Source organism: Pseudarthrobacter sp. J1738 (genome assembly GCF_050490315.1).
Lineage (GTDB): Bacteria > Actinomycetota > Actinomycetes > Actinomycetales > Micrococcaceae > JBNPEO01.
Genome location: NZ_JBNPEO010000006.1, coordinates 86,401 through 107,028, shown reverse-complemented (window position 1 = coordinate 107,028; position 20,628 = coordinate 86,401). Strand labels below are relative to the sequence as shown.

At 59.1% G+C, this 20,628-nt stretch carries 19 protein-coding genes and 1 tRNA gene; 9 read left to right on the top strand and 11 right to left on the bottom strand.

Annotated elements, in window-relative coordinates; all coding sequences use genetic code 11:
- Positions 1 to 53: 53 nt before the first annotated feature.
- The 8 genes from ACQR35_RS09860 to ACQR35_RS09825 are packed head-to-tail and all read right to left on the bottom strand — an operon-like array spanning position 54 to position 7,696.
- Positions 54 to 1,097, bottom strand: a complete 1,044-nt coding sequence (locus ACQR35_RS09860) for an NAD(P)-dependent alcohol dehydrogenase (protein WP_430267659.1) — start codon at positions 1,095 to 1,097, stop codon at positions 54 to 56.
- Positions 1,098 to 1,131: 34 nt separating this feature from the next.
- Positions 1,132 to 2,298, bottom strand: coding sequence for a glycerate kinase (locus ACQR35_RS09855; protein ID WP_430267658.1), 1,167 nt, complete (start codon positions 2,296 to 2,298; stop codon positions 1,132 to 1,134).
- Between the two features lie 46 nt (positions 2,299 to 2,344).
- On the bottom strand, positions 2,345 to 3,121 hold the full coding sequence (locus ACQR35_RS09850; protein WP_430267768.1) for a glycerophosphodiester phosphodiesterase: 777 nt from the start codon (positions 3,119 to 3,121) through the stop codon (positions 2,345 to 2,347).
- A gap of 1 nt (position 3,122) precedes the next feature.
- Positions 3,123 to 3,938: an HAD family hydrolase gene (locus tag ACQR35_RS09845; protein ID WP_430267657.1), complete on the bottom strand. Its 816-nt coding sequence runs from the start codon at positions 3,936 to 3,938 to the stop codon at positions 3,123 to 3,125.
- Positions 3,939 to 3,998: 60 nt separating this feature from the next.
- Positions 3,999 to 4,532, bottom strand: coding sequence for a YbhB/YbcL family Raf kinase inhibitor-like protein (locus tag ACQR35_RS09840; RefSeq protein ID WP_430267656.1), 534 nt, complete (start codon positions 4,530 to 4,532; stop codon positions 3,999 to 4,001).
- Complete coding sequence (locus ACQR35_RS09835; protein ID WP_430267655.1) at positions 4,529 to 5,485, bottom strand: carbohydrate kinase family protein; 957 nt, start codon at positions 5,483 to 5,485, stop codon at positions 4,529 to 4,531. The genes ACQR35_RS09840 and ACQR35_RS09835 overlap by 4 nt, the downstream gene beginning before the upstream one ends.
- A gap of 4 nt (positions 5,486 to 5,489) precedes the next feature.
- Entirely contained in the window at positions 5,490 to 6,239 is a 750-nt protein-coding gene (locus ACQR35_RS09830) for a prolyl oligopeptidase family serine peptidase (protein WP_430267654.1), read from the bottom strand.
- Complete coding sequence (locus ACQR35_RS09825) at positions 6,239 to 7,696, bottom strand: glycoside hydrolase family 1 protein (protein ID WP_430267653.1); 1,458 nt, start codon at positions 7,694 to 7,696, stop codon at positions 6,239 to 6,241. The genes ACQR35_RS09830 and ACQR35_RS09825 overlap by 1 nt, the downstream gene beginning before the upstream one ends.
- Positions 7,697 to 7,812: 116 nt before the next feature.
- Here ACQR35_RS09825 and ACQR35_RS09820 point away from each other — a divergent pair, with 116 nt between their 5' ends.
- Together ACQR35_RS09820 and ACQR35_RS09815 are read left to right on the top strand one after the other, a co-directional pair.
- Positions 7,813 to 8,949 carry a GTP pyrophosphokinase gene (locus tag ACQR35_RS09820; protein WP_430267652.1) on the top strand — a complete coding sequence of 379 codons (1,137 nt, stop codon included), beginning with the start codon at positions 7,813 to 7,815 and terminating at the stop codon, positions 8,947 to 8,949.
- Between the two features lie 70 nt (positions 8,950 to 9,019).
- Positions 9,020 to 10,024 (top strand): bile acid:sodium symporter family protein, encoded by a 1,005-nt coding sequence (locus ACQR35_RS09815; protein ID WP_430267651.1) that lies wholly within the window; start codon positions 9,020 to 9,022, stop codon positions 10,022 to 10,024.
- Positions 10,025 to 10,039: 15 nt separating this feature from the next.
- Here ACQR35_RS09815 and ACQR35_RS09810 read toward each other — a convergent pair whose 3' ends face one another.
- Together ACQR35_RS09810 and ACQR35_RS09805 are read right to left on the bottom strand one after the other, a co-directional pair.
- Positions 10,040 to 11,062, bottom strand: a complete 1,023-nt coding sequence (locus ACQR35_RS09810) for a LacI family DNA-binding transcriptional regulator (RefSeq protein WP_430269922.1) — start codon at positions 11,060 to 11,062, stop codon at positions 10,040 to 10,042.
- Positions 11,063 to 11,065: 3 nt separating this feature from the next.
- Positions 11,066 to 11,788, bottom strand: a complete 723-nt coding sequence (locus ACQR35_RS09805) for a LysR family transcriptional regulator substrate-binding protein (protein WP_430269921.1) — start codon at positions 11,786 to 11,788, stop codon at positions 11,066 to 11,068.
- 51 nt (positions 11,789 to 11,839) lie between these two features.
- Between ACQR35_RS09805 and ACQR35_RS09800 the strand changes: the two genes are divergently transcribed.
- The gene (locus ACQR35_RS09800; RefSeq protein ID WP_430269920.1) at positions 11,840 to 12,226 is read left to right on the top strand and encodes a DUF5997 family protein; all 387 of its coding nucleotides are present in this window, start codon (positions 11,840 to 11,842) and stop codon (positions 12,224 to 12,226) included.
- Positions 12,227 to 12,391: 165 nt separating this feature from the next.
- Here ACQR35_RS09800 and ACQR35_RS09795 read toward each other — a convergent pair.
- Positions 12,392 to 12,474, bottom strand: a tRNA-Leu gene (locus tag ACQR35_RS09795).
- Between the two features lie 360 nt (positions 12,475 to 12,834).
- On the opposite strand from ACQR35_RS09795, the gene ACQR35_RS09790 reads away from it, so the two are divergent.
- The 6 genes from ACQR35_RS09790 to ACQR35_RS09765 all read left to right on the top strand — a co-directional run bounded on the left by ACQR35_RS09790 (position 12,835) and on the right by ACQR35_RS09765 (position 20,593).
- Positions 12,835 to 13,614 carry an FhaA domain-containing protein gene (locus ACQR35_RS09790; protein WP_430267647.1) on the top strand — a complete coding sequence of 260 codons (780 nt, stop codon included), beginning with the start codon at positions 12,835 to 12,837 and terminating at the stop codon, positions 13,612 to 13,614.
- On the top strand, positions 13,611 to 14,102 hold the full coding sequence (locus ACQR35_RS09785; protein ID WP_430267646.1) for an FHA domain-containing protein FhaB/FipA: 492 nt from the start codon (positions 13,611 to 13,613) through the stop codon (positions 14,100 to 14,102). The genes ACQR35_RS09790 and ACQR35_RS09785 overlap by 4 nt, the downstream gene beginning before the upstream one ends.
- Before the next feature lie 68 nt (positions 14,103 to 14,170).
- Positions 14,171 to 15,877, top strand: a complete 1,707-nt coding sequence (locus ACQR35_RS09780; protein WP_430269952.1) for a PP2C family protein-serine/threonine phosphatase — start codon at positions 14,171 to 14,173, stop codon at positions 15,875 to 15,877.
- Positions 15,874 to 17,313 carry an FtsW/RodA/SpoVE family cell cycle protein gene (locus tag ACQR35_RS09775; protein WP_430269919.1) on the top strand — a complete coding sequence of 480 codons (1,440 nt, stop codon included), beginning with the start codon at positions 15,874 to 15,876 and terminating at the stop codon, positions 17,311 to 17,313. Before ACQR35_RS09780 ends, ACQR35_RS09775 begins: the two co-directional genes overlap by 4 nt.
- On the top strand, positions 17,310 to 18,767 hold the full coding sequence (locus tag ACQR35_RS09770; RefSeq protein WP_430269918.1) for a peptidoglycan D,D-transpeptidase FtsI family protein: 1,458 nt from the start codon (positions 17,310 to 17,312) through the stop codon (positions 18,765 to 18,767). Before ACQR35_RS09775 ends, ACQR35_RS09770 begins: the two co-directional genes overlap by 4 nt.
- A complete protein-coding gene (locus ACQR35_RS09765) occupies positions 18,764 to 20,593 on the top strand; it encodes a protein kinase domain-containing protein (RefSeq protein WP_430269917.1) in 1,830 nt (609 codons plus the stop codon). Before ACQR35_RS09770 ends, ACQR35_RS09765 begins: the two co-directional genes overlap by 4 nt.
- Positions 20,594 to 20,628 lie beyond the last annotated feature (35 nt).

Genomic DNA, 20,628 nt, shown 5'->3' with positions numbered 1-20,628 from the left:
GACATCCGCACCCGGGATTCGGGTGCGGATGTCCTATTTTGTAGCGGTTCCTGTTAGTTCAGCGTTGCCGTGTCGATGACAAAGCGGTAGCGAACGTCAGACTTCAAAACGCGCTCGTAGGCCTCATTGATCTGGTCAGCCGAGATGACTTCGATTTTGGCACCAATACCGTGCTCGGCGCAGAAGTTGAGCATCTCCTGGGTTTCGCGGATGCCACCAATAGCTGATCCGGCGAAGGATCGGCGTGCACCGATCAGCGAGAATGCCTGAACCGGCAGGGGCTCCGGCGGGGCACCAACGCTGACCAAGGTCCCATCGAGTGCCAACAGCTGCAAGTAAGCGCTGATATCCAACTTGGCGGAAACCGTGTTGATGATCAGATCCAAGGAGCCAGCCAGCTGTTTGAACGTCTCCGGATCGCTCGTGGCGTAGTAGTGGTCTGCGCCCAAGCTCAGGCCATCTTCCTTCTTGTTGAGCGTCTGCGACAGCACAGTCACCTCGGCACCCATGGCGTGCGCAATCTGCACGGCCATGTGGCCAAGTCCACCCAAACCAATCACACCAACCTTTTTGCCGGGGCCGGCGTTCCAGTGGTTCAGAGGGGAGAAGGTGGTGATGCCGGCGCACAAAAGCGGAGCAGCAACGTCTAGTTCAAGGCCGTCCGGGATGGAGACCACAAAGTTTTCGGTCACCACTACGGCGGTGGTGTAGCCGCCCTGGGTGATGGTGCCATCACGGTCAACTGAGCCGTAGGTGCCCACGTTGCCCTTGAGGCAGTACTGCTCTTCGCCCTTTTCACAATTCACACACTCGCCGCAGGAGTTGACCATACAGCCAACACCAACGCGATCGCCCACCTTGTGGCGAGTTACTTCGGAGCCAACTGCAGCAACGATTCCGGCGATTTCGTGGCCCGGTGCCAGCGGGTACTGCTGGGGGCCCCAGTCACCGCGAACGGTGTGGATGTCCGAGTGGCAAATGCCGGCGAACTTGATGTCAATCAGGACGTCATGGGGTCCCACTTCTCGGCGCTCAATGGTGGTTGCTTCTAGTGGTGCACCAGCGGATGGTGCCACGTAGGCGTTGACGGTAGTCATAGTTCTCCTATTGTTCCTGTCCCTACACTCAGAACTAGGCTCCTTCCAGCACTTGCTGGGTGGCCAGGGTGAGATATTTTGCGGCTTCGGACTGCGCCGCGGCGGGACTTGGCGCTAAGTCCAACAACTGAACGGCGGCGTCTATTCCGTGTTCGGCCAGTTCCTCGGGCGTTACCAGAATTCGCCCAGCTACTGCCAGCACAGGAATCCCCCGCCCACTGGCCGCATCAGCCAAGGCAATAGGGGCTTTGCCTTCGAGGGACTGCGCATCCAGAGAGCCTTCCCCGGTGATCACCAGGTCAGCTTCGGCCAAAACGGGTGCCAAGCCGGTCAGGGATGCCACTAGGCCAAAGCCTTCTTCCAGAGTGGCGTTGGAGAAACCGAGGAATGCTGCTGGGAATCCGCCAGCAGCACCGGCACCGGGCACGTTAACGTCCCGGCCGGTGGCTTGGCGGATCACCGAGGCCCAGTTGCGCAGTCCAGCGTCGAGGAGTTCCACACCGTCCTCATCGGCACCTTTTTGCGGCCCGAATACGTGTGCGGCGCCTTCGCTTCCGGTCCGGCCCCCACCAAAGATCGGGTGCTGAACGTCCACAGCGAGGCGGATTTTCACGGCACTCAGGCGCGGATCAAGGGCGGACGTGTCCACTGACACCACATCGATCAGGGATCCGCCGCCCAACGGCACCACGTTCCCGGAAGCGTCAAGTGGTTTGAGTCCCAAGGCACGCAAAGCGCCGGATCCGCCGTCGGACATGGCAGAACCTCCCAAACCCAACACAATCTCAGTGGCCCCGGCGTCCAGCGCGGAAGCAATCAGCTGGCCGCAACCGTAACTGTGCGCGCGCAGTGCGGCCTCTGGGGTTGGCTTGCCGCTCGCGTCCAGCATGCCCTCATCCACCAACGCGAGGCCGGACGCTTGGGAGGTTTCCACAATCGCGGTGGAGGTGCCAAACGCGTCAGTCCGCAGCGCCCATGCAGCGCCGGTGGGCTTGAGGATCGGCCCGACGACGGCACTGAGTTTCTCCTCGTAGCCTGCCGCAATTGCGGCCTCCAGAGTTCCTTCGCCGCCGTCGGCAACGGGGAACTGGGTGACGATTGCATCGGGATAAACCCGCAGGACACCTTCTGCAATGGCCGAGGCTGCCTCGGCCGCGCTCAGGGAGCCTTTGAACTTGTCTGGTGCGATGAGAATGCGCATCACACCATCTTGCCAGTTACACCGACTCAGTAAGTAGACGAATGTTCTAGAGCCAGTCTCCGCGAGCCTCGAGAACTTCCCGCAGAATGTCAGCTCGGTCGCTCACAATTCCGTCCACGCCAAGGTCTAAGAGTTTGTGCATGGTCGGGGCGTCGTTGATTGTCCAGACGTGAATCTGCACGTCAAGACGGTGCGCGCGAGCCACCCGCGCAGCGGTGACCACCTTGAGCCGGCCGTAGTTTCGGGGCACTTGGAACACATCCACATCGCGCAAAATGCGTCTTAACATTCGGTCCGGAAGCAGACCGCCAAACAAGACAAAAACGGCGGTGGTGAGCATACCCCCAGATGAGGCTGTCCTGCGGCTCAGGCGTTTGAGCACTGCCCGGCGGCGCTTGTCTGAAAACGACGCCACCAAGACTCGGTGATGCAATCCATGCTCTTCAATGAGCGCAGCCAAGGTCTCCACCGATCCGGAGTCCTTAACGTCCAAGTTCAGTTTGGCGTTGGGAACAGCTTCCAGCAACTCAACCAGCGTGGGTACAGGTTCAATGCCGCCGATCCGTGCCTGTGACACCTCTGCTGCGGTCAGCTCAGAAATTTTGCCTGTACTGTCAGTGACCCGGTCCAGCGTCTGATCATGAAACACCAGCAGCACCCCGTCGGCAGTGGTGTGAACATCCGTTTCGAGGTGCACAAACCCCAGCTCAGCTGCGGCCCGGAACGCTGCCAGAGAGTTTTCCAGACCGTCCAGCGAGAAGCCTCGATGTGCCAGCGCTAAGGGTTTGCCAGGGCGCTCATCGTGCTGGAAGTACTCCAGCATCTCAGCGGCCAGCGAGTAATTCGGCGAGCTTTTGCTCCAGAATCTGGGCCACGCCGTCGTCGTCAAAGTGCGGTGCTTGCTGCCCTGCCGCGGCGATCGCCTCGGGGTGACCGCTCGCCATCGCATAACCCTGCCCCGCCCACGCGAGCATCTGGACATCGTTGGGCATGTCCCCAAACGCCACCACATCCGCTGCATCAATCCCCAACTGCGCGGCGTACTCGGCCAACGTGACCGCCTTGTTCAGGCCTGGCAGAGAGATTTCCAGTAGTGCGGTTCCGGGCGCTGAGTGGGTTACCGTTGCCAAATGTTCGACCGCGGGACTAACCTCAGCCAAGAATGCGTCGGCAGTGCCGTTGGCGCTGATCGCCATAAACTTGACCACCGTCTCCTCCGGGCTGAGGGTCTCCTCAAGGGGCGCAGGAACAATGTGGTCCAGTGCGCGAACGGTGCCGGGCTCAATAAAGTCCGGCTCCAAGTGAAATCCGCCCAGCGTCTCGGCAGCAAAACGGGCCTCGGGGCGGACCTCGCTCACAATACGGCGCAGCTCAAGGACTGTGGCAAGATCCAAGCCCTTGGCGTCAATGACTTTGTCCGATTCAAGATCCCACACCACAGCCCCGTTGGAACAAATGACAGTCCCAGTGTGGCCGAGCTGCTCTTGCAGCGGAGTCAGCCAGCGTGGTGGACGGCCTGTCACAAACACCACTTCCACCCCGGCGTCCCGGCACGCATGGAATGCCTTAACAGTCCGCTCGCTAATGTGGCCATCATGGCTGAGGATGGTTCCGTCAATATCACTTGCTACTAACCGCATCATGTGAGCCTATCTGCCCAAACGGACAACTGCGCCACCGCGCCAATTCCGCCGAAGGAGCTAGTGCTGTTCGTAAATGCCAGTAATCCGGGCGCGGCCAATACTGTGGCTGAACAAGTTGAACCCCATCAACGCAGGAGGCGAGTCCGGGGCGATCTCTAGTTCTTCAACGTCCACTGCATGAACTACCACCATGTACCGGTGCGGGCCGTGCCCGGCCGGTGGTGCGGCACCCACAAAACCGTGGAAACCGGCGTCGTTCCTTAATTGGATGGCACCGTGCGGCAGGGCAATTCCGTCCTGTGCCCCGGCTCCATTGGGCAGCGAGGTGGTGTCTGCTGGAATGTTGGCTACCAGCCAGTGCCAAAAACCGCAGCCGGTAGGTGCGTCCGGGTCCAAGATAGTCACTGCGAAGCTGCGAGTGCCTTGGGGAGCGCCACTCCAGCTCAGCTGGGGCGAGATGTCTTGGCCGCCAGCACCAAAAACGCCACTGACTTGGGCGTTGCCAAAAACCTCGCCGTCGTTGAAATCGTCGCTCGTGACCTCAAATTCGGCCACGGCCGGTAGTGCGGCGTACGGATCGTAGTCAGTCATTCTGGCCTTTCATCGGAGGAAACGGATTGGTTTATTTCTGCCCGGGTGGGCGGGTTGGCGCCCGGCCGGGAAACCGTAATGGCGGCCGCGTGGGCCGCGTAACTGAGAATCTCGGTGAGCCGTTGTGCGGTGAGAGCGTGCAGTTCCGGGCGGCGCTGGCCACCATCCAAGCCAGCATCCACTAGGGCCGAAAGTAGCGCTGCCATAAAGGAGTCCCCTGCGCCAACGGTGTCTGCCACGTCAACGCTTCTGGCCGGAACGGTGATCTCGCCAGCATCCACAATGCCCCACGGACCATCAGCTCCACGGGTGACAATCACCAGTGCTGGGCCGGTGTTATTAGTGCCCATTGCCTTCCAGCGCCGGGCAGATTCCAGCGGATCAACACCGGGGTAGAGCCATTGCAAATCCTCATCCGAGGCTTTCACTACGTCTGCGAGCGCTACGAACTTTTCCACCAATTCCCGTACGGAGTCAGGATCTCCCACAATGCTGGGACGGCAGTTAGGGTCAAAGCTAATGGTTGCCGCCGGATGAGCATGCTCAACAGCGTCGAGGACTTGGCTAGCACCGGGAGCTAGCACAGTGGCGATGGATCCGGTGTGCAACAAGGTGGTGGCTTGCAGCATCACGGGGAGCCGCTCTTTGAGGGAGGGCAGCTCCCACAAGAGGTCAAAGGTGTAGCTCGCGGCTCCTGTGGCATCAATGTTGGCTGTGGCCACACTCGTGGGGAAGGCGTCCGCCACCACCGGGACCATCACTGAGCTTTCGCGCAAATGCTCGGTGATCATGTGCCCGTAGGCATCGTTCCCGTAGCGGCCAATAAACTGCACGGGATGGTCTAACCTAGCCATGCCCACGGCCACGTTCAGTGGGCTCCCGCCCGCGTGAGCTTGCCGTTCTTCACCGCGTTGAACTACGTCAACGAGGGCCTCGCCAATGACCGTAAGCATTTCTTTACGCTAGCAGTTTCAGCACTAGCTGGCTGCATGTCGCGAAAGATTCCGCCTCGGGATTAATGAGCTCAAAGTGACCACCCGGGACGGTGATTAGCTGCGCATACTCACTGTCCGCTCCTGCCTTTGCGGCTGCGGCAATGTAGCTCTCAGATTGGCTGAAGGGGACATCTAGATCAGCTTTCCCGTGAACCGCGTACACAGGGACACCTAGGGGTACAGCGGACATGGGGTCCGTTGCCCGGTAAATCTCGGGAATCTCCGCGGAACTGCCGCCAAGCAGGTCCACCACGGCGTGTTTGCTCAGGCCTAGTTCTTCGGCTTGGGCAAGATTGAGAACACCTGCCTGACTAACGACGCCGGTAAGGGTCACCCCGGTGCCCGCCGCCCACACCGCCAGATGCCCGCCCGCGGAGTGACCTAGGGCCACCACCTTGGACAGGTTTAGGCTGTGCTCGCCCTGCAGGGTTTCCAGGAACTGGATGCCACTGCTGATGTCCTCAAAGGTGGCCGGCCAGCCGCCACCATTGCCCACCCTCCGGTATTCCAGATTCCAGGCCGGGATGCCTAAGTGTGCAAAGTGAGCTGCGAGTGGCTCACCCAGCTCGGCACCGTATTTCGCCCGCCAATAACCCCCGTGTATCACCACCACCACACCGGAAATGTCTTGAGGTCCGGATGCGCCCGACGGCAAAAACAACTCCCCCCACTGTGATTCGTGGGCTCCGTAGTGGTAGCGGTGTTGGGTCACTAGAGGCTTATGGGCTGTGAAGCCGAGGGCAGGCTGTTGCTGGCTGCGACTTCTGCAAACCACAGGGCCGAGGCTTTGGGCGTTCGTACCTGCGTTTGGTAGTCCACCCGCACTAAACCGAACCGTTTGTGATAGCCGTAGGACCATTCAAAATTGTCCATAAAGGACCAGGCGAGGTAGCCGCGAACGTCCACACCGTCGTCGAGCGCGTCCTTGAGCGCCCGCAAGTGAGCGTCAATAAACGCCAGGCGGTCCTGATCGTCCACAAATCCGTTGCTATCAGCCTGATCGGCATAGGCTGCACCGTTCTCCGTGATGTACAGCGGAATCCCAGCTGGGCCGGTGTATTCCGCGTGCAAGCGGTTCAAAAGGCGCCGCAAACCATCGGGCTGAACTTCCCAATCCATGTCCGTTACGGGCAATCCGCGGGAGACGGACGTGACGCCTTCGGCAGCAACATAGGGGGAAGGTGTTTCACTGCCTGGCGGGGCGTGACTCTCTAGAACAGTTGCCTCGCCGTTGCTGTTGTTGGCCACTGATTCCAGCGTGGTGACGGCCTCACCGTGGTAATAATTCACACCCAGAAAGTCTGTTGGCGCGCTAATGATGGCCAAGTCACCGTCCTGGATGAACTGAGTGAAGCCAAGGTGAGCAGTGTCTTCAAGAACGTCGGCGGGGTACTCGCCGCTGAAAATGGGGTGGACAAAAATGCGGTTGAATTGTCCGTCGATCCGCCGCGCAGCGTCTACATCCGAGGGGCTGGTAGGGTCCAGCGGGTCCGCCACGGTGAAGTTGAGGGTAATCCCCACTTGCAATTCGCTACTACGACGGCGCAACTCGGCTACCGCTAATCCATGTGCCAAGAGGAGGTGGTGGGCTGCCGCTAGGGCTGTGGTTGGGTCTTGGCGGCCGGGCGCATGAACTCCCGCGGCGTAGCCCAAAAATGCTGCGCACCATGGCTCGTTGAGGGTGGTCCAGAAGTCCACCCGATCGCCCAAGGCCTGGTGCATTACTGCTGCATATTTGGCAAAAAGGTAGGCGGTTTCGCGGTTAGCCCAGCCGCCTTTGTCCTCGAGGGTTTGCGGCAGGTCCCAGTGATAGAGGGTGATCATGGGTTTGATCCCGGCGGCGAGTAGTTCGTCTACTAGCTCGGAGTAGAAGCGGATGCCCTCAGGGTTCGGTGTGACGCCGTCGGGCATACAACGCGCCCAAGAGATAGAAAACCGGTAGGCGCCCAAATTGAGTGACTTCATCAGTGCCACGTCCTGGGGCATGCGGTGGTAGTGATCGCACGCAACGTCTCCGTTGTGCCCGTCCGCTACGGCGCCCGGGGTGTGGCTAAAAGTGTCCCAAATGGAGGGTCCGCGGCCGCCTTCTGCCGCTGCCCCTTCTATTTGGTACGCCGCCGTGGCGCTGCCAAATATAAAACCTTCGGGGAACGTGATTTCAGTGCTCATGTGGGTGCCCATCCTCTTTAATGCCAGGGTGGCTCCGCGCCCCCAAGTAAACACCCAGAATAGTGCACGCGTGGGCTACTTCCCATCTTGTCAGTGCTCCCACGTATGCTGGCAGCATGGGCAGCAATTGGGAACGCTTGGATGCAGATCAGCAAGCAGCCGTTCAGGCGAACGTTGAACTTTATGAGCGGGTACGCCCTGCGCTAAAACTGGTAACTCGTGACGTCCTACTGACCATGCGTCGGATGCTAGAGGGTGAGGAAGTTACCCCATTGTTTATCACTGGGCGGACTAAAACCGTGGAGTCTTTCCGCGAGAAAATCTCCCGGCTTGAGGATTCCCTTGAGCCCGGTGGAGCGCCAGTGCTGAAATTCCCGGATCCTTTCCGGACGCTGAATGACATGGTGGGTGTCCGGGTGATCACCAAGCTTCCGGCAGACAACGCCACGGTGGCCAACATCATTAAGCGTCAGCGCCAGCTCTTTGATTGCCGCGGTGACCGCGAGAAGGACATCGGTTCTATCGAGTCCGGGACCTACGGTTATTCGAGCCGGCACCTGATTCTGCGCACCCTGCACAATGACACAGTGCGCAGTTACCAGCAGGAATTTAACCCAGATATTCCGCCGAACGGCAGCTACTTTTTTGAGTGCCAGATCCGCACGGTGTTTGCCCACGCGTGGAGTGAGATTGAGCATGATATCCGGTTCAAGGCTGAGGATCGTCGCGCCTGGACGCCGCACTTTGACCGCCAGTTCACTGCAACGGCAGCCATGTTGGAAACCGTGGAGAGCGCCTTCTCAGACCTCAACGAACGCTACGAAGAAGTCCGTGGTTATTGGGATCCACAGGTGGGTGGCGCCCTTCCGTTGACCCCCAACCGGGTTCGGGACGTGTGGCGCACCCTCCTTCCGCACGTGGACCGCAAGGTCGACGACGACTGGGGCTGGGCGTCCGAGCTTCTGGCCGCTCACGGCTTGCGTGAAACAGCCCAGCTTGCCGAATTGCTGAGTGCGGCACGAATCAAACAAGTCCGGCAGGCGCTAGATCACCGGTACTCACCGGGGCCGGACCGGCTGCTAGATGACCTTCTGTTGTGGGAGTTCGGCACCGAGCATGTGAACTTGACCGCGGAGGGCCCTGATGTCACGCCTCACCCTCGCCGGGATAGCCTGCAGCGGCGATTGCGGCAGATCGAGCGGTACCGGCTGAATGAAAACCGTTTCAATGAAAACAAGGGGCACGGAGCCTAAATCTGACATATTTGTCCACGGAATGGTCATGGATTCGCCACACTGTGGACGTTGGTGTAAATATTTTTGAATGCTTGAGGCAACTAAAAACACTGAATCAACCCCCTTGAACCCCGCTTTGGCAGCAGAGGCGAAAGTCGCCAAACTCGCTGTCACCATTTTCCCGTTACTGGTGATTGTGGCAGGTCTTCTGGGCTTCCTGATTCCGGGCGTCTTTAAGCCACTTGCCCCCACGGTGCCGTACCTTCTGGGCGTCATTATGTTTTGTATGGGTCTGACGCTGACCCCGCCGGACTTCGCCTCCGTAGCTCGCCGCCCTTGGGCCGTGCTGCTGGGTATCTTGGCACACTACGTGATTATGCCGGGTGCTGGCTGGGTGATCGCTAAGGCCTTGAACCTGCCTCCCGAACTTGCTGTAGGTGTCATTCTGGTCGGTTGCGCCCCGTCCGGAACCGCCTCGAACGTGATGGCATTTTTGGCCAAGGGTGATGTTGCGCTTTCCGTTGCCGTGGCCTCTGTGTCCACCCTCATCGCACCACTTGTTACACCGGCCCTGACGCTTTTCCTTGCCGGGTCCTTCCTGCATGTTGATGCAGGTGCCATGGTTTGGGACATCACCAAAACGGTTCTTTTACCGGTTATCGCTGGCCTCTTGGCGCGCTTGTTCCTCAAGAACCTCGTCGCAAAGCTGCTGCCCGCACTTCCTTGGGCATCCGCCGTCGTAATTTCTTTGATCGTGGCGATTGTTGTTGCAGGAAGCGCCAGCAAGCTGGTAGCCGCTGGCGGCATTGTGTTCCTCGCCGTGGTCCTCCATAACGGTTTCGGACTGGCGCTGGGCTACCTCGCTGGCAAGGTGGGCCGGTTGGATCAGCGGGCACGCCGCGCACTCGCCTTCGAAGTGGGTATGCAGAACTCGGGCTTGGCTGCCACGCTCGCCGCGGCTCACTTTAGCCCCTTGGCCGCACTGCCCTCCGCTGTGTTCTCACTCTGGCACAACGTCTCCGGCGCGATTGTTGCTGCATGGTTGGCGCGCCGCCCCATTACCGATCAGTCAGCCCAGGCCGCAACCAACTAGCCCAACTACGGCCAACTAGTTCCGCGTGGTTTCACGCAACTGCAGGCTCCACGTCGCCGGCACCCGGATACCCTCCGGGGCCGTGCGCCCAGCCAATCGATCCACCAGCATGGTGACGACTTGTTCAAAGATCGGTTCAGGGCCAATTGTGGTCAGGGCAGGATCAGAATCTGGGCTTTCGGTTGAATTTCCAACCCCAATGATCTGAATGTCCTCCGGAACTTTGAGCCCCAAACGGTGAGCGGCCCGCACTGCTTGCAGTGCTTCCATGTCATCCGTAGCCAAAATCGCGGTGGGCCGCTCTTGCAGGCTCAAGAGTTCTAGCGCGGCGGTATAGGCCTGGTCCTTGGCGTGATTTGAGGTCCTCACCAGTTCCATATCGAGTTCAATTCCGGCACGCTCCAAGCCAGCCACGTAACTAGAGAACCGTGAACTCTGCCCTGGCATCGGCTGGTCCAGCCGGCGGATGCAGCCAATTCTGCGGTGACTGGCGGTCAAAAAGTCCATTCCTTCAGCAATGCCGTCCTGTGGTTGCGGAGCCAGGACATCAAAACCCTTGGGCTCCATCACCTCGGAAACCACTACTTGCGCTACGCCACGGCGAGCCAGCTCCGTCATGGTTGGATCCTCACTCAATCCAGCCGGAATATAGCCGAGGATCACCCCATCAGCCCCGCCGGAGAGCATAAAGTTCCGCCAGGCGTCGCCGAGCAGAATCACTGGCTGATAACCGTATTCCGGCAAAATTCGAGCCGCCGCGGTGGCCAGACTTCTGTCCCATGGCCATTCGAGGTCACCAATAGCTACGGCCACCAAATCAGTCCTGCCGCGCCGCATGCCCCGAGCGGCCTGGTTGGGAACGTAGCCCAGCTGAGCAACAGCATCGTGGACGCGTCGCTGCGTAGCCTCACTGATCCGCGCCGTTCCGCCACTGCGTCCAGAGAGCACATAGGAGACCGTGGTGAGTGAGACCTCTGCCCGTTCCGCCACGGTACGGATAGTGGGTTTGTTGCCCTGCTTCACCTTGGACTCCTTCACCGTCTACTTCTTCCCGCGCTTACGTGATCCCTTGCCTCGGCCCTTGTCTGGGTTGGGAGCATACCGCTGAGCAACGGAGGGCTTCTTAGGTCCGCGAGGTGTGCGCGCTTTAGGGGCTTTCTTCGGTTCTTCTTTTTGCGAGGACGGCTGACGGGAGCTTTGTGCGGTCCTCCCCCGGACAATACCCACGAATTCTTGAATAAATTCGTTGTCCCGGTCTTGCAGCCACACCACGGCAATCTCCGTTTCAGGAGCACCAGTGAGCCTGCGGTGGACAGTTTCTTTTGCGTTGAAATGGCGGGCCACGGACATCGGGAGGACCAGCAGCCCGGCTCCCGAGGCCACCACCTGGAGGGCCATTTCCACGCCACCCAGCGCTGCCAAACCTTCCGGAGATGAATCCAGCATCGTTTCACTGACCAGGTCGGAGACGTCTACTTCTTCGAAGGCCGTGATCTCGTGGCCCTTCGCGGCTACCACCACTGGCTGCTCGGCGTAAAGGGGAATAACATTCAGGCCATCGCGCTCAATGGGGAGGCGAACAAAGCTAAGGTCGGCGGAACCGTCACGTAGCACCGCAAGTTCAGTGCCGGCGTCGGACATAAACGAGCTCAGCGGGACATCCCGCATCCGCTCCTCCCAACGCCGAATCCACTTGCCCGGGGTGACTCCGGGGGCATAGGCGAATCGCACAGACGGCGCGGTTTCTTCTGTTGGTTCAGACACATACTCACAGTACCGCCTGACCTCTCCGCGCCCGGCGGATACCCTTGGAACATGACCTCAGCTAATTCCCAGTCCATGAAACCGGCCACCGTTGCCAAAAAATTGGGCCTTTACCTGCCTGCAACCCCACAGGAGTTTCAGGATTCGGTGATTACCCGCGAGGAATTCGCGCAATTGCAGTCCGATCCTCCCGAATGGCTTGCCGAACTGCGCCGCACCGGCCCGCACCCGCGCCCCGTAGTGGCCCAGAAACTCAACATTTCTATCAGCGGCCTAGCTCGCGGCGGTGTTGAAGAGGCGCTCACCACGGCGCAAATCAGCGAACTGCTGCAGTCCCCGCCGCAATGGCTGGTGACCGAGCGGGCAACTCACGCCACTGTTCGTGCCGAAGCTCAGCGTGTAAAAGAAGTAGCAGCCAAAAAGACCGCCAAGAAGTAGGCTCACTTCCCCTGCCCCGCCCAACTGACTGGCATTTGCGGCTCTTCTCAGCCTTGAGAATAACCACAATTGCTAGCTGTTGGGGTAAGGGACGGCGGGGAAGCCAGTGTGGTGCCCCAACGAAAAAATGACCCCGATCCGAAGATCGAGGTCATTTTTAATGCGTGCGCGAGGGGGGATTCGAACCCCCACGCCCTTTCGGACACTGGCACCTGAAGCCAGCGCGTCTACCGTTCCGCCACTCGCGCGCAACCGCCCTCTATTGTTCCTCAAGCGGGTTTCCCACACTCAATACTCCGCAAAAGCAGCGAGATCAAGCATAACGGACGCAGGAGCCAAACCGGAAATCATGACAAACCCTTGGGCTGCATGCAAAAGCGGTTTGCTGCGAAGACCCGTTGGCGTGGAGCCAAGTTCCCACGAACACCGAACCCGCAAAATTGTGGCGCACGCTACGGCACGGGAATTGCACTGATTAGGGCCATTACCAGAGTGGCCAAGTACTATCGGATGTACGAGCGCCCTCCCGGGTGTTCGCACCGGTGCCTGAAAAGGTGCCGCTAGAGGATTCGCCCCCGCCATGGGACGCCACAGGAAGGAGTGTGAGTATGGGCCTACTTGACCGCGTTGAACGTGGAATTGAAAAAGCCGTACGTGGAGTCTTCTCCACCGGTTCCCGTACCCAGGTTCAACCTGTGGAAATTGCGAGCCGCTTGCGCCGCGAATTGGATCACAATGCCTTAACGGTTTCGGCCGGCAGGACCCTTGCACCGAACGTTTTTGACGTGCTGTTTAGCAGTGAAGACTTTGAACGCGCTCAACAGTGGGGTACGGCCTTAGCCGAAGAGCTCTGCGATGTTGTTATCAAGCATGTTCGCAGTCAGGGCTACACACTGCAGGGCCCGGTACGCGTTTCATTTTTGCTGGATGAGAACTTCAAGCCTGGCGACTTTGAAGTTGAATCCTCCTCAGAGAAGAACGACGCCGGCCCTCAGCCAAGTGCCCCCAGCGCCACACCGCGCAACCCGGCGGCGCCGCGGATGCCGGCCGCACCAACGCGCGCGCCGTCACGGTTGCAGCCAGTTTTGGACATCAACGGCCAGCGTTACTCACTCAACGCGCCCAGCATTACTTTGGGCCGCTCCTCCGAGGCTGACATTTTGGTTGATGACACGGGAGTGTCGCGCAAACACTTAGAAATTAGGACCGATGCTGGCACTAGCTTGGCAGTGGATCTAGGTTCTACTAACGGCAGCTACGTCAACGGTCAGAAACTTCACGGCAGCACCGAACTTACGGATGGTTCCGTGATCACCATGGGCCGCACCCGGATTATTTTCCGTTTGTTGACGGTGAACGGCGCCCCGAATCAGGGAGGTGGCCAGTGAGCGAACTTAGTGATTTGACCGTTGCGGCGCTGCGTTTTGGTTTCCTGCTTTTGCTGTGGGTCCTTATTTTCAGCATTGTTTCTGCCATGCGCCGCGATTTGATGATCGGCGGCAAGGCACGAACTGGCGCTCCAACGGCCCGCGAAATCCGTAAGAACCCGGACCTCGCTCCCGCCCCGGCGCCTCCGGTCCGCCAGCAAGCACGTCAATTGGTGGTCACCGAAGGCCCACTGACAGGCACTAGCTTGGATTTGGCTGCGAGCCCCATTTTGTTGGGCCGCGCTCAAGAGGCAACGCTCGTTTTGGAAGATGACTACGCTTCCGGCAGGCACGCCCGCTTGTTCCCGCAAGGCAGCCGCTGGTTCATCGAGGATCTGGGCTCCACCAATGGCACCTTCTTGGCGGATCAGCCACTCACCCGCGCATTGCCCGTAGAGCTGGGCGTACCCGTGAGAATCGGCAAGACGGTCATTGAATTGAGGCCATAACCGTGGCTAAAGATCAGCAGCCCGGCGCGCAAGATGGAGCGAATCGCCCCGAAGAGCCTCGCCTCATCATGCGCTATTCGGCCATCTCTCACGTAGGTTTAGTCCGCGCGAAAAACGACGATTCAGCCTATGTTGGTCGCCATTTGGCAGTGGTTGCTGATGGTATGGGTGGGCATGCTGGTGGAAATGTTGCCTCGGCATCCACCGTTTTGGACCTGATTCACCTCGATCACGATGAGTATCAGGGTGGCGCTGGCACCGTTCTGGCCGACGAGATCCAGACCGCCAATTCTTTGCTTTCTGAGCTTGTCCACGTGGATCCTCGCTTGGCTGGTATGGGTACCACCGTCACGGCACTGCTCTTGGCTGACGGGAAACTTGAGTACGCCCACATTGGTGATTCGCGCGCCTACCGTTTGCGTGAAGGCAAGTACGAACAGGTCAGCGTTGACCATACCTTTGTTCAGCGGCTTATAGACGAGGGCCGCTTGCGCCCCGAGGAAGCCGAAACGCACCCGCACAAAAACGTGTTGATGCGCGTTCTCGGCGATGTTGATGCAAGCCCGGAATTGGATCTAGCCACCATTGAAGTTCGCGCCGGTGAGCGTTGGCTTTTGTGCTCGGACGGTTTGAACTACGTTTCCGGCGACGTTGTGGAGCGGGTGGTACGTAATACCCCTGATCTGCAGGAATGCGCCGAGAAACTTATTGACCTGACTCTCGCGGTGGGCTCCCCGGACAATGTCACGGTGGTGGTTCTGGAGATTGTTGAGGCCGGGCCCGACGACGTCACTACTTCCCGCGTGGATGTGGTGCCGCCCGCTACACTCACCCCACTCCCTGCCGCCCCTTCGGAGCCTGTCGCCACCGGTTCCACCTTCGGTGGTGGACGCACTGATTCGGATGAATCGAAGACTGGCGAGCCGGGGCTTGATTTTGCCAACGACCGCACGGTGACTCAACACAGCACCGAAGCTGAGCCGCATACTGACCCGAATCTTGGCGCGCACTTGGTGGCCGAGGTTTTGCGGATGGAATTGGCTACTCGGCCACACGAGTTGGTGGGTGCTGCTGCCACTGCGGCTGAGACTGGTTCCATGCCTACAGTGGTGGGCCGTTCGGCTGCGCGCCGGGCAGCGACAATCCTGACGCATAAGTCAGCTCCTACTCTTTCGCAGACGGACTCTTCTCACGATGAGGGTCTGGAGACAGTCACCGTTTCTCGTGATCGCAAGTGGTTGTCTTTGGTGGTTGCAGCTTCCTTGGCGATTTTGGTGGCTGCTGGGCTGTGGCTTGGGTATGCCTGGACGCAGACTCGCTACTACGTGGGCGAGTTCCAAGGAAACGTTGCCATTTACAACGGAGTTTCCCAGCAATTGGGCCCTATCCAGTTGTCACGCGTTCATGAGGTCACCGAAGTAAAGATGTCTAGGTTGCCGGAGTTTTCGCAGCAGCGTGTGCGCCAGACGGTCCCGGCCCAAGACCTCACAGATGCTGAGGAAATTGTGGACAACCTCAAGCCGGAGAATCCCGCGCCGTGTGTGACTCCTAAACCTACGGCGAGCCCCAGCGCCACTCCCGGCAAGAGCTCCAGCAGCAAGCCGACAGGTACTCCTACGAGCACGGCCAAGTCCGCTTCGCCGACTTCAAGCCCGAGTGCCACAGCTTCGCCAACGGGCAGCACGCCGTCAGCTGCTAGCGCTAGTCCCACGGCCGGTGCCAGCAGTTCCGCTTCCCCGGGCAGTGCCCCTACTACTTGTGGAGGTGCCCAGTGAGTATTCCGGCAACCGCCGTGCCTAAACCGCGTCGAAATATTGAACTCGTCCTGCTGATCCTGGCCTTGGGTGTTGGCATCGGTGCCAGTGCCATGACCGGGTTGAATGATCCGAAAGCTTTTAATACTGACTTCTGGTTCCAGTCCAGCCTGCTGGCAGTTGCATCCCTCGGACTGCATATAGTGCTGCGCTTCCGCGCAAAATATGCCGATCCGGTAATACTTCCCATGGTGGTAGCCCTCAACGGTTTGGGCTTGGCCATGATTCACCGCCTGGACACTCCCGGTAGCGAGACCGGCAACAACCAGCTTCGCTGGACCTTGATCGCCATGGCGTGTGCCGCCGTCGTTATCTGGTTTCTTAAAGACCACCGGATTCTGCGCCGCTTTACCTACATTTCCCTAATTGTCAGCGCTGTTCTGCTGGTCCTGCCGCTGGTACCCGGGATTTCCGCCGGTGACATCAACGGCGCGAGTGTTTGGATCCGTCTTGGGCCCATGACTTTCCAGCCCGGTGAAATCGCCAAGATCACTTTGGCCATCTTCTTCGCCGGGTATCTCTCCTCCAATCGGGATCTGATTCTTTTGGCAGGGCGGAAGATCGGACCGCTGCAATTGCCCAGGTTCAAAGACATGGGCCCCATGATCACCGCTTGGCTGGTCAGCATCGGAGTGCTCGTCTTCCAGCACGATCTAGGCTCTTCAGTGCTGTTCTTTGGCCTGTTCATTGTGATGATCTACGTAGCCACAAGTCGCCTTAGCTGGGTGCTGATTGGCTTGGTTCTGATCGTTGCCGGCGGCTATGCTGCCAGCCAAGTTTTCTCGCACGTGAAATACCGTATGGAGAGCTGGCTTGAAGCCTTCACCCCGGACGTTTACTTGCGTCCTTTGGGCGGTAGTTTCCAGATTGTTCAGGGTCTCTTTGGTATGGCCAACGGTGGCTTGGTGGGAACTGGGCTTGGCCAGGGGCGTCCTGATCTAGTTCCTTTTGCTAATAGCGACATGATCATTGCCGCTTTCGGTGAAGAGCTGGGCATGGTGGGTCTTGTGGCCATTGTGCTTTTGTACTTGTTGCTGGTTACCCGCGGCTTCCGGGCCGCCCTTGGTACCCGTGATTCCTTCGGCAAATTGCTTGCATGTGGACTGGCGTTCGCTATTGCATTGCAGTGCTTTGTGGTGATCGGTGGCGTAACCCGCCTGATCCCGTTGACTGGATTGACCACACCGTTCTTAGCCGCCGGCGGTTCCTCATTGCTGGCTAACTGGATCATTGTGGCGTTGCTTTTACTGATCTCGCACGCGGCCCGTGGCCCCGTGGTGACTACACCGTTGCCGCAAGGCACTGGAACTGGTACTGGCAATGAGCCCAGCTCCGCGAAGAGCAAAGAATCCACTAAAACGCAGGAAGCTCCAACCGAGGCGGTGACGCAACAGTGAACCAGGCAATCCGTAATTCGTGGGTCGCAGCCATAGCCATGTTTGCCCTGCTTTTTGGCGCCATCAGCTACGTCCAAGTGATTGGCGCTCAGGATTTGAGCACTAACGCCTTGAACAACCGTGCTTTATTGCAAGATATTTGCAACGATCGCGGCTCCATCATTGTGGGTGGTCAGGCCATCGCAGAGTCCGTTCCGGGGGACGAGAGCTGCAAATTCCGCCGCAGCTACCCTGGTGGCGCCCTATATGCTGGCATCACTGGGTATTACTCCACTAATGACGCCGGCTCTAGCGGACTTGAGCGTGAGCTCAACAGCGAGCTCACGGGCAATTCTGACCAGCAGTTCTTGGACCGTATGGGCCAGCTGTTTTTGGGACAGCAACCTAAAGGCGCCTCGGTGGAACTCACCATTGATCCCGCGCTCCAGAAGCTCGCTTATGATCTGATCCCGGATGGTCAACGCGGCTCCATTGTGGTCCAGAATCCCAAGACTGGCGCCATTTTGGCCATGGTTTCTAAGCCGTCTTATGACCCGAATACCATCGCCACTTCAAATTCCAAGGCTGCAGCAGCGGCCATGGAGAAGCTGAACAGTACCCCTGGAATCAACCTGAATCAGAACGTCAGCGGACCCACCGGTGCACTGCTGGCCCCGGGTTCGGTGTTTAAGTTGATTGATACGGCTGCTGCTTTGAATTCGGGTAAGTACAACAAGGATTCAGTGTTGCCCAACCCGGCTGAGATGTCCTTCAGTGGAACTAGCTACAAGTTGCCCAACTACCGTGGTGGCCTTTGCTACACGCAGGAAAAGGCAACGTTCGCTTTTGCTTTGGAGAACTCGTGCAACACTCCGTTCGCCAGCATCGCCGAGGATTTGGGTCAAAAGGCAATCTCTGAGCAGGCCGAGAAGTTCGGCTTTGGTCAAGACTTTGGTGATCAGTTGCACTTGCTTTCGGCCAAGAGCCAGTTCCCGGATAATCTCGGCGAAACTGAGCTGGCCCAGTCCGCCATTGGTCAGTTGAACGTCAAGGCGACCCCTCTGCAGATTTCAACCATGACCTCAGCAATCGCTAATGGTGGAGTGCAGATGAAGCCGCAACTGATCAAAACCATGCGCTCCCCGGATTTGCGCGTTCTCAACGAACCCAAGCCCGAGGTTTTGCGGACCTCAACCACCCCGGATATTGCACGCCAAATCACGGAGTGGATGACCGGCGTCGTTGATGAGGGTATTGGCCAAGCGGCAGCTGTTCCGGGCGTTCAGGTGGCCGGCAAAACGGGTACTGCCGAGCTTGGTGACGGTACAAACAATTCATGGTTCACCGGCTTTGCCCCGGCGAACGATCCGCAAGTGGAGGTCACAATTGTGATGCAAGGTGTTGACGTCGCCACTGGCGCCCAGCTAACTAGTCCAAGCGCGAAAAAGATCTTTGAGGCGGTGTTGAACAAGTGAGGCCTTCATCGGGAATCACACTCGGCGGCAGGTTCCAATTGACAACCCGGATCGCCATCGGCGGAATGGGCGAAGTCTGGCGGGCCCAAGACCAGGTGCTCGGCCGCACAGTGGCCATCAAGATCCTCAAAGAGGAATACACCGGTGACCCGGGCTTCCTCCAACGCTTCCGCGCTGAGGCACGCCACACCGCGCTCCTGAATCACGTGGGCATCGCCAATGTTTTTGACTACGGCGAAGAGGACGGTTCTGCATACCTTGTGATGGAGCTGGTCCCTGGCCAGCCTTTGAGCTCGATTATTGAAACGGAGAAGATCCTGTCCCCGGACCGGACCTTGTCCATGATTGCTCAAACAGCGCGTGCGTTGTCAGTGGCTCACAGCAAGGGCTTGGTTCACCGGGACATTAAGCCCGGAAACTTGCTGATTACTCCTGACGGCCGTGTGAAGGTCACCGACTTTGGTATTGCTCGCTTGGCAGATCAGGTGCCGTTGACGCAGACCGGACAGGTCATGGGTACCGCCCAGTACTTGGCTCCGGAGCAGGCAACCGGTCAGGTGGCCACTGGTGCTAGCGATATCTACTCGCTGGGTATCATCGGCTACGAGTGCTTGACCGGGCACCGGCCGTTCTCTGGTGAATCTCAGATTGCTATTGCCTTGGCGCAGGTCAACGACGCGCCGCCGCCGCTCCCGGAGAGCTTGGCCACCCCGGTGCGTGCCCTGTTGATGTCAATGCTTTCCAAGGACCCCAAGAACCGTCCGGCCAACGCCATCAAATTGGCTGAAGCTGCCGAGGCTATCCGCAACGGAGACATCAAGGCAGCTCATGCCGCAGTTCCGGGAATGCTTTTGTTTGAGGCCACCACAGGCCCCATCACGGCACCAGTGGATGTGCAGCAGACGGCGGCCACCACTGTGGTGGGTTCCGTTGACGGGCGTGGAACAAGCGCCTCGACCTCGGCTTTGCCTGTGGTTGGCGCCGCCGGGGTGGGAACCGCTGCCGGAGTTGGCGCAGGCGCTGCTGTTGCAGCTAGCGCTGCCGGCACCGCATCCTCGCGCGCTGAAGCTCTGGCTGCCGAACGCAGCTGGGTTGATGAAGACGATGAGTTCGAGGAGGTTCGGGAGCAGCCTCGGCGCAAGGATCAGAGTCCGTGGACGTGGCCGCTGGTTGCCCTAATTTTGTTGTTGGTCTTCGCCCTGGTGGGCTTCTGGCTCAACAGCACGGGCATTTTGACACCGAATAATTCTTCGTCATCTTCGGCTCCGCCCAGCACCTCCAGCAGCTCTGCATCAACCTCAGCTTCCTCCACTCCTTCAAGCAGTTCCGCCTCGCCCACTGAGTCCTCCTCCACACCGACCCCGAGTGAGACCACCTCTGCCCCCGCCAAGGTGGACATCATCCCGGCCGCGTATTTGGGCAAGCAATTCAACACGGTCCGCGACCAACTGCTTGCTTTGGAGATGCAGGTTTCGGGCAAGGAAGTCACCAACGATGCCGCGCCGGGCACCGTCACGGACATTAACCCCACCGGACCCACCGAGAAGGGTTCAACTATTACAGTGACCTATTCCAAGGGCCCTGAAATGGTGACAGTCCCATCCATCACCGGCGATGTCACGGCACAAGAGGTCAAGAGTAAGCTCCAAGCCGCGGGCCTCGAGGGTCAAGCCAGCAGCGGTTCGGCAACCAGCGGGACAGTTGAACTCAACCCGCCCGCGGGCACATCTCTGGCGAAGGGCAGTGTGGTGACGTTTACCATCACGGCGCCCACGCCCACCCCGACTCAGCAGTCAACAACTTCTAGCGCACCGCCAGCAGGATAATCGTTTTGCCCGATCAGATTTCTACCGCGTCCCAC

Coding starts and splice junctions, on each gene's coding strand:
- ACQR35_RS09815 (WP_430267651.1), top strand. CDS start 9,020: ATGCTTGAGGCAACTAAAAACACTGAATCAACCCCCTTGAACCCCGCT.
- ACQR35_RS09845 (WP_430267657.1), bottom strand. CDS start 3,938: ATGCGGTTAGTAGCAAGTGATATTGACGGAACCATCCTCAGCCATGAT.
- ACQR35_RS09860 (WP_430267659.1), bottom strand. CDS start 1,097: ATGACTACCGTCAACGCCTACGTGGCACCATCCGCTGGTGCACCACTA.
- ACQR35_RS09800 (WP_430269920.1), top strand. CDS start 11,840: ATGACCTCAGCTAATTCCCAGTCCATGAAACCGGCCACCGTTGCCAAA.
- ACQR35_RS09780 (WP_430269952.1), top strand. CDS start 14,171: ATGCGCTATTCGGCCATCTCTCACGTAGGTTTAGTCCGCGCGAAAAAC.
- ACQR35_RS09825 (WP_430267653.1), bottom strand. CDS start 7,696: ATGAGCACTGAAATCACGTTCCCCGAAGGTTTTATATTTGGCAGCGCC.
- ACQR35_RS09850 (WP_430267768.1), bottom strand. CDS start 3,121: ATGCTGGAGTACTTCCAGCACGATGAGCGCCCTGGCAAACCCTTAGCG.
- ACQR35_RS09835 (WP_430267655.1), bottom strand. CDS start 5,485: ATGCTTACGGTCATTGGCGAGGCCCTCGTTGACGTAGTTCAACGCGGT.
- ACQR35_RS09790 (WP_430267647.1), top strand. CDS start 12,835: ATGGGCCTACTTGACCGCGTTGAACGTGGAATTGAAAAAGCCGTACGT.
- ACQR35_RS09840 (WP_430267656.1), bottom strand. CDS start 4,532: ATGACTGACTACGATCCGTACGCCGCACTACCGGCCGTGGCCGAATTT.
- ACQR35_RS09855 (WP_430267658.1), bottom strand. CDS start 2,298: ATGCGCATTCTCATCGCACCAGACAAGTTCAAAGGCTCCCTGAGCGCG.
- ACQR35_RS09820 (WP_430267652.1), top strand. CDS start 7,813: ATGGGCAGCAATTGGGAACGCTTGGATGCAGATCAGCAAGCAGCCGTT.